Annotated in this window: 14 protein-coding genes; 2 read left to right on the forward strand and 12 right to left on the reverse strand. The window is 49.1% G+C overall.

Features of this window, described 5'->3' with window-relative positions:
* Positions 1–74: 74 nt before the first annotated feature.
* The 12 genes from DWZ16_RS07085 to DWZ16_RS07140 form a co-directional block, all read right to left on the reverse strand.
* Entirely contained in the window at positions 75–818 is a 744-nt protein-coding gene (locus DWZ16_RS07085; RefSeq protein WP_118522505.1) for a YkgJ family cysteine cluster protein, read from the reverse strand.
* A gap of 2 nt (positions 819–820) precedes the next feature.
* Positions 821–1,876, reverse strand: coding sequence for a threonine aldolase family protein (locus DWZ16_RS07090; RefSeq protein ID WP_118492809.1), 1,056 nt, complete (start codon positions 1,874–1,876; stop codon positions 821–823).
* Positions 1,877–1,989: 113 nt separating this feature from the next.
* The gene (locus DWZ16_RS16045; RefSeq protein WP_243021950.1) at positions 1,990–2,796 is read right to left on the reverse strand and encodes a CPBP family intramembrane glutamic endopeptidase; all 807 of its coding nucleotides are present in this window, start codon (positions 2,794–2,796) and stop codon (positions 1,990–1,992) included.
* A gap of 61 nt (positions 2,797–2,857) precedes the next feature.
* Complete coding sequence (nth, locus tag DWZ16_RS07105) at positions 2,858–3,496, reverse strand: endonuclease III domain-containing protein (protein WP_107001840.1); 639 nt, start codon at positions 3,494–3,496, stop codon at positions 2,858–2,860.
* 159 nt (positions 3,497–3,655) lie between these two features.
* A complete protein-coding gene (locus tag DWZ16_RS07110; RefSeq protein ID WP_022358838.1) occupies positions 3,656–4,522 on the reverse strand; it encodes an NYN domain-containing protein in 867 nt (288 codons plus the stop codon).
* A gap of 492 nt (positions 4,523–5,014) precedes the next feature.
* Entirely contained in the window at positions 5,015–5,608 is a 594-nt protein-coding gene (locus tag DWZ16_RS07115; protein WP_118469317.1) for a type IV toxin-antitoxin system AbiEi family antitoxin domain-containing protein, read from the reverse strand.
* A gap of 156 nt (positions 5,609–5,764) precedes the next feature.
* Complete coding sequence (locus DWZ16_RS16700) at positions 5,765–5,899, reverse strand: hypothetical protein (protein ID WP_255646893.1); 135 nt, start codon at positions 5,897–5,899, stop codon at positions 5,765–5,767.
* Positions 5,900–6,106: 207 nt separating this feature from the next.
* Entirely contained in the window at positions 6,107–6,418 is a 312-nt protein-coding gene (locus DWZ16_RS16050) for a hypothetical protein (RefSeq protein ID WP_227589665.1), read from the reverse strand.
* 45 nt (positions 6,419–6,463) lie between these two features.
* Positions 6,464–7,966 carry a 23S rRNA (uracil(1939)-C(5))-methyltransferase RlmD gene (gene rlmD / locus DWZ16_RS07125; RefSeq protein WP_118522532.1) on the reverse strand — a complete coding sequence of 501 codons (1,503 nt, stop codon included), beginning with the start codon at positions 7,964–7,966 and terminating at the stop codon, positions 6,464–6,466.
* Positions 7,967–7,996: 30 nt separating this feature from the next.
* Positions 7,997–8,587, reverse strand: coding sequence for a TIGR01440 family protein (locus DWZ16_RS07130; RefSeq protein ID WP_022358840.1), 591 nt, complete (start codon positions 8,585–8,587; stop codon positions 7,997–7,999).
* Between the two features lie 91 nt (positions 8,588–8,678).
* Positions 8,679–9,782 (reverse strand): chorismate synthase, encoded by a 1,104-nt coding sequence (gene aroC, locus DWZ16_RS07135; protein WP_118522507.1) that lies wholly within the window; start codon positions 9,780–9,782, stop codon positions 8,679–8,681.
* 25 nt (positions 9,783–9,807) lie between these two features.
* Positions 9,808–10,884, reverse strand: a complete 1,077-nt coding sequence (locus DWZ16_RS07140; protein ID WP_107001837.1) for a lactonase family protein — start codon at positions 10,882–10,884, stop codon at positions 9,808–9,810.
* A 397-nt stretch (positions 10,885–11,281) separates the two neighbouring features.
* Between DWZ16_RS07140 and DWZ16_RS07145 the strand changes: the two genes are divergently transcribed.
* Positions 11,282–11,815, forward strand: coding sequence for a helix-turn-helix domain-containing protein (locus tag DWZ16_RS07145; RefSeq protein ID WP_107001836.1), 534 nt, complete (start codon positions 11,282–11,284; stop codon positions 11,813–11,815).
* A gap of 36 nt (positions 11,816–11,851) precedes the next feature.
* Positions 11,852–12,928, forward strand: a complete 1,077-nt coding sequence (gene potA / locus DWZ16_RS07150) for a spermidine/putrescine ABC transporter ATP-binding protein (RefSeq protein ID WP_107001835.1) — start codon at positions 11,852–11,854, stop codon at positions 12,926–12,928.
* The last annotated feature ends 12 nt before the right edge of the window (positions 12,929–12,940 follow it).

Below are 12,940 nucleotides of genomic sequence, written 5' to 3' on the forward strand. Positions count from 1 at the left end.
CACTCTGTCAAAACGGTTCAGCCTCTTCACAGCTGGGGGCAAACATCCTTGCGGATTTGTCTTCAACAAAGGATTTATCGCAAACTCCGCTCCGCCATCTGCATCCGCTTTTCAAACTGCTCGTAAAAGTCCTTCTCTCCATCATACGGAAGCAGATAGAACAGTTTCATAATCAACAGATTGCGCCGTTTTTCGCGCCCGGCTGCCGCAGCGGCACGGTTTTTCTTCTGTATCTCCTGTTCCTCCGACGTTCCGATGCATGGTTCTGCCAAAAGTTTCTGCGCCGCCTCCGTTTCCGCCATTCTTATATCTTTTAAGAAATAATGCCACCGGCTGATATACGCCTCATACCGCTTTAAATCTGGCGTATCAATCCATTTTTTCACTTTGACTTTCGTCCGGTTTTCCTTTTTACACTCATGAATCTGGAGAAAATACTGGAAACTTCCATTTTCATAAAAGCGCCCCAGTGGAAACAGGCGGCAGATACCCGGCCGGTATGCATGGATCCGGCAGCGCCCTGCTTCATCGAGAAACCCACAGGCTTCATCCGCCCCGCTCCGGAGAGCCAGATTCGGCAGAATCTGTCCGTCCACGACGTTCCACTCCACCTTTTTCTCCTCCAGCAGATGTTCCAGCGTATCCCCGCGCAAGGTGGTCAGACGGTACACATCATATGGATCCAGCACGATCGAATTATCCATTCCGTGGCAGCACGCCGAACAGCCCCGGCAATCATCGCATCCGGCTTTTACCATATCGTCCCGGCTGTACAGCTTTCCATCTGAAATCTCCGCCATCGTTACATTACGTTCCATCTCTACTTCTCTCTTTCTGCCTCAATCCGATCTAAAATCTCCCACAAATGTTCCAGATCCGCCTCTCTGGTCGCCCAGCTCGTCGCAAAACGGACAACGGTGTGATCCTCGTCATACCGCTCCCAGAAGCTCACGGAAACCTCTTTTTCAATCTGCTCCATCCGGTCATTTTCCAAGATCACAAACTGCTGGTTGGTCGGGGACTCACGGAAAAACGTATAACCGCGCTGTTTTAATCCTTTCTTTAAAGCCGCCGCCATCTCTACCGCATGGCGTCCCAGGCGCTCGTACAGCCCGTCTGTAAACAGCACATCAAACTGGATTCCCAGCAGGCGTCCCTTTGCCAGCAGCGCGCCCTGCTGCTTGATCCGGGTAATAAAATGCGCCGGAACATTCTTTTTCTCACCAAATACAACTGCCTCTCCGCAGAATGCGCCAACCTTCGTGCCGCCGATATAAAATACATCACACAGATGCGCAATCTCCGAAAGACTCAGGTCATTTTCCTCTCCCGCCAGACCATATCCAAGACGCGCCCCGTCCAGATAGAGCGGGATTTCATACGAACGGCAGATCTCCGAGATCGCCTGCAGCTCCTTCCGGCTGTATAAGGTTCCATATTCCGTCGGATGGGAAAGATACACCATTCCCGGAAATACCATATGATCATGGTTTGCGTCCGCCTCGAAATTTTGCAGATATTCCTGCAGATCCGCCGGATCAATCTTCCCATCTTTTTCCGGAAGCTGCAACACCTTATGCCCGGTGTACTCGATCGCCCCGGCTTCATGAATACTCACGTGCCCTGTCTGCGCTGCCACTACGCCCTCATACGGTGCAAGCATGCTACTGATCACGGCCGCATTCGTCTGGGTACCGCCCACCAGAAAATAAACCTCCGCCTCCGGGCATCCGGTCGCCTCCTGTATTTTTCTGGCGGCACTCTGGCAGTAGCGGTCCATGCCATATCCCGGCAGACTCTCCCGGTTCGTCTCCGCCAGCTTCTGAAGTATCTCCTCGCAGGCGCCCTCTGTATAATCGCTTGCAAATGAAAGCATCGTAGTATCTCCTCCTGTTCTTTCTTCGAGCAAACACAATCCTGCGTTCTCGAAATTGTTTGTATTTTTATGTCCTCACCAGTGCCAGAGAAGCCCCCGCATCAGCATCGCCGTCAAATTTGCTGCACTGTGAAATAACACAGGTTCCCACAGACGGTTCTTTTTTTCATACAACCACGCCAGTATAAGTCCCATGAGCGCCGCATAAATCCCCTGCGCCCAGTTTCCATGCACCAACCCGAAAAATGCCGCCGACCCAAGTGCGCCCAGAAAAATGGGAGCGCCATACGCAGGCGCTCAAATATAATGCCGCGAAACAGCAGTTCTTCGGAAAGTGGGGCGGCAATGCCCATGAGAAAGAACTGCTGCCACAGGGCGCCGGAAAATAAAGCGGCGGTGCCCTCCGACGCACCTTTTCCCAGAGCTACCGCAAGCATATCCCCCTGAGGCATTTTCAAACACAGAGACACCGCTTCAGCTGCCTGCCCAGTCATCCGAACCTTTTGCACTGCAATATGCAGCACTCCCAGGAAAATCTCCTTTTTTTCTAATGCCCAGAAAATCATGTTAAACACAGCACTGAACGCAGCTGCCCCCAGCAGGATTTTCCACACATCCGACACTTTTTCCCAGAAATATCCACATTTCTCTTCCTTTGTCGTCTTTATCTGTGGAGAGACCTGCTCTTTCATCCCGTCTGCCTCTGCTATGCGCCTGTTTTCTTTCTTTTTCTGGATCCTCCGCCAGTAAAATGGATAAATCACAGCAAATGTAAGAAACGACGACACGGTTCTTCCCACATTTCCCTCCAGATGTCCCAGCGCCTCCACACATCCGCCGATTAAATCGCTGATGACGCACGGAAAAAACATCTGCCAGACGATACGCCAATCCGCTGTCTCCTGCCGTTCTTCGTCCATTTTTCTGCCTCCTGTCATCCTTTTCCTATCTGCATCTGTTTCCATGACTTTTTCAGACTTTCTACTCCACGCCTGCCTTCGCGCAGATATCCTGCAGACAGCACTTGTCACAGTACGGCTTCGTCCGCGCCGTACAGACTTCACGCCCGTGATACACCAGGCGGTGGCAGAAATCGCTGCCCTCCTCCGGTGGAATCAGCTTCCAGAGTGCCATTTCCACGCGCTTCGGGTCCTTGATTCCTTCCACCAGCCCTATCCGGTTTACCAGGCGGATGCAGTGCGTATCCGTGACGATCGCCGGTTTTCCAAACACATCCCCCATAATGAGGTTGGCGCTCTTTCTGCCGACTCCCGGAAGCTTTAACAGAGCGTTAAAATCATCCGGCACATGCCCGCCGTACTCGTCGCGCAGCATCTTCATACAGGCGCTGATGTCCCGCGCCTTGCTGTGTCCCAGACCGCACGGCTTCACAATCGCCTCGATGTCTTCCACCGGGGCATCCGCCAATGCCGCCACATTTGGATATTTCTCAAACAATCCCTTGACTACCACATTGACACGCGCATCGGTACACTGCGCCGCCAGACGGACACTGACCAGCAGCTTCCACGCCTGATTGTAGTCCAGCGTACAACCCGCATCCGGATATTCTTTTTTCAGGCGGTCAATTACCTCTAATGCAAGCTCTTCCTTTGTCATGTTCTTGTCTCTCCTATCTGCTATCCTTCACTTTTCAATTTACAGTCTGTCTTTGTAACAGCTGACACAACACTACAACCACTGCTGCATTCTTCCAGCCTCATACGAATCACAGCCGCTTCTGCAACTTTTTATTCTCATACGAACCGCATATGCTTACTATTCTTCCGCGTCCGCATCCTTCTTCCGTTTTCCGCCGCGCCGTACCTTGGAAAGTACCGGCTTTTCTTCTTTCTGTTTGACACGCACATAGATGATCGACAGAATCTTATTGTGCGGATTGCGCGCTGACCGAACCTCAACGGAATCAAACAGCTCGATAAACTGCTTCAACTTCGTGCATTTATAATTTCGCGGGTCAAATCCCGGCACACGCTTTGGAAGGTTGTCTCCCAGCTCCGATAAATCCACCCATCCGTCATCGTCCGCATGTGTGTTGATGATCGAGATAATCTCTTTCTCCATCTCCTCCATGTTCGGAATATTGCTGACTGCATTCGGATCGCTTTCTTTCTCTGCCTCTTTTCTGGAACCATCCGCCTCACTCTCCTTGCGCGTCTGCGGCAGGGACGGATTCTGCGACGGATTTTCATCGTTTAATAAAATATCCAGGAATTTAAATGTCTCACACGCCGAGACAAATGCATTCGGCGTCTTGCGCTCTCCCATGCCGATCACCGTCATGCCCGACTCACGCAGGCGCAGCACCAGCTTCGTAAAATCACTGTCCGAGGTGACGATACAGAAGCCATCCACATTGCCCGAATATAAAATATCCATCGCATCGATGATCAGCGCCGAATCGGAGGCATTTTTCCCCTGCGTATAATTGTACTGGAAAACCGGCGTGATCGCATAGTCGCGCAGGTTCTTCATCCACGCCCGCACGCTCGGCGTCTGAAAATCGCCGTAAAGGCGCTTGTATGTCGCACTTCCATAATTGCTGACCTCATCTAAAATCAGCTTGATATACTTGCCGGACACATTTTCCGCATCGATCAGTACGGCTATTTTTTTGTCATCCATCTCCTGTTTCCTTTCTCAAATACCGCTCAAAATATTCTCTGCCGCTTTCATCAGGGCGCACTTTCCTTTGAAATAAAAAGGCACCGGAACTTTCGCACGGTCGCATGATCGTGACTCTGAAAGCCTCCGGTGCCGGAATTTCTCATTTTCACACCGCCGAAACGGTCGTGATCGACAGCCGATACAGCTTATCTATAAGTGTATCACGTTCATGAGAAATCAGCAAATATTCTTTTTATTGTATTATGGTTTCACTACATATCCGTCGTTCTCTTACATCACTGTCAAAATCAACAACAGGGTAGAACTCTCACGAATCCTACTCCAAAATTACTAACATAAAGCCAGCTACGGCTTAAACCATAGCTTAATGTCAAAGAGGAAAAAACAAACTCTTGAATATTAAAATTCTTCAACAAAAATCCTCTAAGACAATAGATATTTCACTATCTCTTAGAGGATATTTCTTCAAAACTTGTTCCGCTGTATGAATCATATCATTACCTCCACATACATCATCACTTCATCCCTTACTCCAAGTTTAACCGCATACTCAATCAATCTTGAAAGATTCTTTTCCTTCGAGGACATATATTCCTTGATTGCTGTCTGATATAACTGAATTTCATATTTCTTTCGATCTTTAATCAAATCACAAATACATCTTTCCTTGTCATATACTTTAACCAAATTACCGCTGCTTGACGGGATTTCACAGGTCCCCATATCAAGAATCTCTGGGTTTGCGTAACGAACTTTTTTGTTTTTCTTTTTGATATGTGTTGCATTATATCCGGTAGGAACAGTGAAACAAATATGACTGTATTCTCTGTCGATAAGACCATGCAAATAAAGGGCGGTCTCGCCCGAATAAATAATATTCTTATTTCGTTGCTGGAGTACAAACAACTCATCTGGCCACACATTATCTAAAATATAAATGCCATGTGCCACTTTTTCCATATCATGCTCTCTGACGTATTTTGAGACAGATGGCTTTGATACACCTGATTCAACGGCCTTCGATGTAATCAAATATCCATTGTCTTTTTCAATTAGCGATTCCAAAATATCTGATATTGACATAGTTGTCCTCCTTATCCTTGATATTTGCTTTTGTGCTTAAATTATATTATATTTAAGCGTAAAAGTAAATTCAATCCTTATATGCTTGCAGAAGTAAAAGGTAACGCAGCCGAATAATTTCACAAAAAAGCGACAGTCTGATTTACATTTTGTATTTCAGGAAACTGCCGCTTCTTTTTCTTCCTTATTCTGTTTTTCTTCCTCCAACTCTCGGAGGACTTCATCGCCGTACTTATCAATCATCCGTACCAGAAAATCAATGCACCGTTCAAATTCAATATTCTGTTGCATAAGCTCCTCCCGTCATTGTTTTGATCTGAGCTTATTTTACAAAACCTACCGGAAAACCACATTGAATAGAAATTGATTGTAAATTGACACAATCACTTTAAAAATATCCGCATTTTCTTTAATCAAATATATGTTCGTGTTATGATAGATATACTCAATCTTAACTAGCTATGACGGAAAAACCAGCCTTCCAAAACTTAGAAAAGATCACTTGCTATAGAATTGTAATTTGCTTCTTCTTTGACCCCTTATAAACACAAAAGCTGAACAAACAGGATTTTTCGTCCTACTTGGCAGATTATAGTTCTCTCCTACTTCGATTCCACATTTCCTTTTGATTTGAGAAATATATAAATTTGAAACCTTCAAGCCAAATTCTTTCAGCACATAATCTTTGATTTCCTGATAGGTCGCTTTCGGCTCTGCACTGGTTGCATCCAGCTCGTTCAGGTCTAAATCGATCTCTATCGTGTCATCTGGTTTTTGCGCGAGCAACGAGGCAAGCCGAGATGCTTGCATCTCGATTTGCCGACTGCCGCGTTCATCGAGACAAGTACTCTTGTCTCAATGTTGGGACAAAAGAACTACCGTCTCCACATGCCCGCTCATCCCGAACATATCACAGCATCTCACGCGCTCCACCGCGTATCCTCTTTCATTCAGATACTTCACATCGCGCGCCAATGTGGCGGAATCGCAGCTGACATAGACTACCCGCTTTGGCTGCATCCGGACGATCGTGTCGAGGCAGACGCTGTCACAGCCTTTGCGCGGCGGATCGACGACGATGACATCGGCATAGACCTGATTTTTTTCATACTCCCTTGGAAGTACCTCTTCAGCTTTTCCGACGAAAAACTCGACATTTTCCATGCCATTTAATGCCGCGTTCCGGCGGGCATCCTCGATCGCCGGAGGGACGATCTCTACACCGTACACTTTCTTCGCTTTCTGCGCCAGAAACAGGGAAATGGTTCCGATTCCGCAGTACAGATCCCATACAGTCTCCCCACCGGTCAGCCCCGCGTATTCCAGCGCCGTTCCATAGAGTTTTTCCGTCTGCACCGGATTGACCTGATAGAAAGAAAGCGGCGAAATCTGGTACGATATATTTCCGATTTTATCTGTGATATAGCCCGGTCCGTATAAGTTTACAAGCTCCGCACCAAGAATCACGTTTGTTTTTTCCTGATTGATGTTGTAGGAAATACCGGTCATGCCAGGGACTTCTTTTAAGCGTTCCACAAAAATATCCGCGTGCGGCAGCTTCTTTCCATTGATGACGAGACAGACCATCAGCTCGCCGTTTGAAAATCCCTTCCGAATCAATGCATGGCGAATCAGACCCTTATGCGTTTCCTCGTCATATGGCGCAATCTGGTATTCTTCCATGATTTTCTTGATAATATCCAGAATTACCGCATTTTCTTCGACACCCAGCAGGCAATCCTCCGCTTCCACAATATGGTGGGTGCGTCCCGCGTAAAATCCGGCAATGATTCTTCCATCCTTATCGCGTCCAAACGGAAACTGTGCCTTGTTGCGGTAGCGCCACGGGTGCTCCATCCCCAGGATCGGCTCCATGGTGATAGTTTTATCCACACCTTCCCCGGCACTTTTCCCCGACACGTTCTCTGCTTTCACCCCCGCATCGGTTGTCTCCATCCTTTCGGATGTATTTCTTTCAGATACATTCTCAGGCACACTCACTTCATCCGCCCGCTCCGGCAGCCGCAGGTTCTCCATCCCGCCGATCCGGCGCAGGTTATTGTAGACCTTGCGCTCCTTAAAATGAAGCTGCGCCTCATAACTCATCATCTGAAGCTGGCAGCCGCCGCACTGTCTTGCGACCGGGCATTCCGGCATCACACGGTCTTTGGATGCTTCCAGCACCTCCATCAGACGGGCAAAGCCGTAATTTTTCTTCATTTTCATCGCCCGCGCCCGGATCCGATCCCCGATCACGGCATCTTTTACAAACCAGATATAACCGTCCTGCTTTCCGATCCCGGCTCCATCTTCGCTCATATCTTCGATTGTCAGTTCAAATTCATCATTTTTCCTGATTTCCACGTTTTTTTGTACTCCTCATTTTCTTTATTTCGCATCCAGATAATGCGCCCGCTCTCCGCCAATATATTTCAGCCTCGTTCTCGCACACGTCACATGGGCGCCGCCGATCGCACGGATCGAGGTCCGCACCGGAACTGCAACCGGGCGCAGGTGCATACCGATGAAAGTGTCTCCGATATCGATGCCCGCGTGTGCCTGAATCCGCTCTACGGCTGTCGGATGTTCAAATCCCGCATAGGCTGCCGTTGCAAAGGAACCGCCTGCTTTTAGCTGCGGCACGACGTTTACCATCTCCAGACCATATTTTTCCGCCGCTTCTTCTTCCACAATCAGCGCCCGGTTCAGATGTTCACAGCACTGTGCCGCCAGATAAAGCCCTTGCGACTTGGTAACTGCATACAGCTCCTCAAACACCGCTTTTCCGATCTCGGCACTGGAATAGGAACCGATCTTATGCGATGCAATCTCGCTGGACGAGCATCCGACCACCAAAATCTGTCCCGGCTTCATATTTGCCGCACTGAGAAGTTCCTCTGCGGCAATCCGTACCTCCTGGCGCAGCTCCTCTAACTGTCCTGCTGTCTCTATTTCTTTTGAAATTCCTGTTGCACTCATCCTGCTGCCTCCTGATTTAATGCCAGAAAAAGCCGCGGACCAAACAGGCTGAGCCCGCCGCAGCTTTTCCAAAATTTTTATTTACATTCCCTTACTTCCGGTAAAACTCCTGAATCCGATCCAGCCTCGCCGTCATGCCGCCCAGCAGCATATCCGCCGCCGCAAATGCCGCCATCGTCTCAACCACGACAACCGCTCTCGGCACAATGATCGGATCATGGCGTCCCTTGATGCTGATACCGATCTCCTCGCCGCTCTTATTGACGGTTCTCTGCTCTGCGGCAATTGACGGGGTCGGTTTAAATGCCGCACGGAACACAACTTCGCTTCCATCCGTTATACCGCCTAAAATGCCACCTGCATGGTTCGTCGCCTTGCCGATGCTTCCATCCGGATCCATGACAAATGCGTCGTTGTTCTCGCTTCCTGCCATCTGCGCCGCATGGAAACCCTCTCCGATCTCGAAGCCTTTAACAGCACCGATCGAGCAGATTGCCTTTGCCAGGTTCGCATTAAATTTATCAAAAACCGGTTCACCAAGCCCTGCCGGAAGACCGGCAATCACGCATTCCACGATACCGCCAGCAGAATCTTTCTCCGCCATCTTCCTTTCCAGATACTGCTCTGCCTCTGCGGCTGCGGCAGCATCCGGCATATACAGCTTATTCTTTTCACATTCCGCCAGATCAAACCGATCCGGCGCCACTTCCACCGGTCCGATCGCTTTCGTGTATGCTTTTACCTGAATGTTCAAGGATTCCAGCAGCTTTGCCGCGATAGCGCCTGCTGCCACGCGTCCGATCGTCTCGCGTCCCGAAGAACGTCCGCCGCCCCGATAATCCCGGAAACCGTATTTTTCATCGAAGGTATAATCCGCATGTCCGGGACGGTAATAACTGGCGATCTCACTGTAATCCTTCGAATGCTGATCCTGGTTCCGCACCAACATCGAGATCGGCGTGCCCGTCGTCCGCCCTTCAAAAACGCCTGACAGGATCTCCACCGTATCGCTCTCGCTGCGCTTCGTCGTAAAACGGCTCTGCCCCGGTTTGCGGCGGTCCAGATAACGTTGAACGTCTTCCTCACAAAGCGCAAGCCCCGCCGGACAGCCATCTACGACCACGCCCACGCCTGCGCCGTGGGATTCGCCCCACGTTGTCATTGTCAGTATTTTTCCGTATGTTGATCCTGCCATTCTCGCTATTAACTCCTTCTGCCATTTAGTCTGCTTTCTTTCCTCTCGTAGGTACCTTTGTAATCACACAGCAGTTTGGCTCATTCACCGAAATACTGCGTCCGCTCATCACCAGCAGTTTCTCCTTATATTCCACCTGGAAGAAAGAAATGCTGTTACTGCCGTGGTTGATCGACGCCAGATGGTTTCCATCCGGAAAAATCGCGATATCCTTCGGGTAATCTCCACTGATCGGAAGACAGCAGAGCAGCTTCAAAAGCCCCGTCTGTGCATCGCGCTCGTAGACACTGACTGAATTATCGCCCGCATTGCTGCAGAACAGATGTGTCTCGTCCTCGGACATCCGGATCGTGCACGCTGCAGTCAGCTGGCTAGTGCGCTCCGGTGCGGTCGATGGGATCGTCTGGATCTTCTCGATCTTCGGCACACGATCGCCCGTTTCATACGTGTATACATCAATCACATTTTTGATTTCATACATCAAATACAAGAATTTTCCATCCTTGCTGAACATGAAATGTCTCGGACCAGATTCCAAATCACAGCGGATCGCGTCCACCAATGAAAGGGTTCCCTTCTCGCCATCAAACCTGTAAATCTTGACCTGGTCAATTCCCAGATCGGCTACCAGCAGGAATCTGCCATCCGGCGTGCGCTCCGCACAGCTCACATGCGGGCGGAACGTGCGCTCTGCCACGCTTCCAAGTCCCTTGTGGTAAACGCCGTCGGTCACTTCCCCGATAGAACCGTCCGGTTTCAGGCGGACCACCGTCTCCTTGCCGTCATGATAGCCGGATACGAAGATAAACTTGTCCTCCGCATCGGTCGCAATATGGCAGCCGCGCATCGCCTTGATATTTGCGCTGTTCACACGGCTGAGTGCGCCGTTTTCCAGAATCCGGAACGCCACAACGCCCTCATCCGCGATGGAATAGAGCATCCGCCCGTCATGTGAAACAGTTAAATAGGAAGAGTTGTCCACTTCCACCTCGCACCGGTAGATAAATTTTCCCTTTTTTACATCCACATCATACACGGTAATTCCCTTTGCCTGACCGTTGTATGAGTAAGAACCCACATATGCCATATACTTATCCTGCATGAAATGTTCCTCCTTTGATCCCCCAGAACCGTTATAACGGTTTCTATCAAATTATCTGCCCCTATTTTATCATCATACCGCCATTTTTGCACTCTTTTTTCACACAATTTGAGAACCCCCGGATTTTCCCGTTTTTTTCCTTGACACCTTCCCCACATTCTGTATAATAGATACTCGGAAGCAAGTTTATTATTTCTAAACAAAAAGATTAATTTTACATTCATTTTAGAATTTCTAAACTTTCATCTTACTTTTGCATGTTTCTAAAAAACGCCGGACGGATGGTTTTCCCACCCGGTTTTTATAAAAAAGAATGTGCCCTGGCGCATCCTCGTGGAGCGTTTTTTGTTTCATAGGACGCAATTTCCTATGAAACCAGGAAAGGAGGTTCCCTCTGTTGAGTATAGGAGGAAAATTAAAGGAACTGCGAATTTTAAAGGGTCTGACGCAGGAAGAGCTGGCTGACCGCGCAGAGCTTTCGAAGGGATTTATCTCCCAGGTAGAGCGCGATCTGACCTCCCCGTCCATCGCTACTTTGATGGATATTCTCCAGTGTCTCGGCACAACCATAGGGGAGTTTTTCAACGAGGCTCCGGAAGAGCAGATTGTATTTGAAAAAAACGACTATTTTATCAAGGAAGATCCGGAACTGAAAAATGAGATTCAGTGGATCATCCCGAACGCCCAGAAGAACACGATGGAACCGATCCGCCTGACACTCGGTGTCGGCGGCTCCACCTATCCGGACAGCCCGCATGAGGGTGAGGAATTTGGCTACGTTCTTTCCGGCAGCATCCTGATTCATCTGGGGAACCGGACGTACAAAGCCAAAAAGGGCGAATCTTTTTACTATACGAGCGACAAGACGCATTACCTTGAAAGCCGCTCCGGCGCGACGATCCTCTGGGTCAGCTCGCCGCCAAGTTTCTAATACTACACATTATTTTACTATTTACGGAGGAAACGCATGAGCCAGCCATTAATCGATTTACAGCATATCTCGAAACGCTTTGACGACACCCTGGTCCTGGATGACTTGAGCCTTTCAGTAAAGGAAAATTCCTTTGTAACGCTCTTAGGTCCCAGCGGCTGCGGCAAGACGACCACGCTCCGCATCATCGGCGGATTTGAATCCCCAAATACAGGAAAAGTAATTTTCGGCGGCGAAGACATCACCAAACTTCCGCCAAACAAGCGCCAGCTAAACACCGTATTCCAGAAATACGCACTGTTTCCGCATATGAGCATCGCAGATAATATCGCATTTGGGCTAAAAATTAAGAATAAATCAAAAGCATATATTGATGATAAAATTAAGTACGCTTTAAAGCTTGTAAACCTAAACGGCTTTGAGCATCGCAGCATTGACTCTTTGAGCGGCGGTCAGCAGCAGCGTATCGCCATTGCGCGTGCGATTGTCAACGAGCCAAAGGTCCTGCTTCTCGATGAGCCGCTCGGTGCCCTAGATTTAAAACTGCGACAGGACATGCAGTATGAGCTGATCCGTCTGAAAAATGAGTTAGGCATCACTTTTATCTATGTTACCCACGATCAGGAAGAGGCATTGACGATGTCCGATACCATCGTTGTCATGAACCAGGGTTATATCCAGCAGATGGGTTCCCCGGAACAGATCTACAACGAGCCGGAAAACGCATTCGTTGCCGACTTCATCGGCGAGAGCAACATTGTGGACGGTCTGATGATCCACGACGAGCTGGTTGAAATCTTCGGTGCGAAATTTGCCTGCGTCGATAAGGGATTCGGAACAAACCAACCGGTAGACGTTGTCATCCGCCCGGAGGACATCGACCTCGTAAAACCGGAGGAAGGCACGCTGCAGGGCATTGTCACCCACCTGATTTTCAAGGGCGTCCACTATGAGATGGAAGTCACCACACCGGACGGCTATGAATGGCTGGTTCACAGCACGGATATGTTCCCGGTCGGCGAGAAGGTCGGCATCCATGTAGACCCGTTTGACATCCAGATCATGAACAAGCCGGCGTCAGAGGACGAGGAAGCTGTGGGCGTCAATGAATAGAAAGGAGTCGGA

The organism is Clostridium sp. AF29-8BH (assembly GCF_003478145.1).
Lineage (GTDB): Bacteria > Bacillota > Clostridia > Lachnospirales > Lachnospiraceae > Otoolea > Otoolea fessa.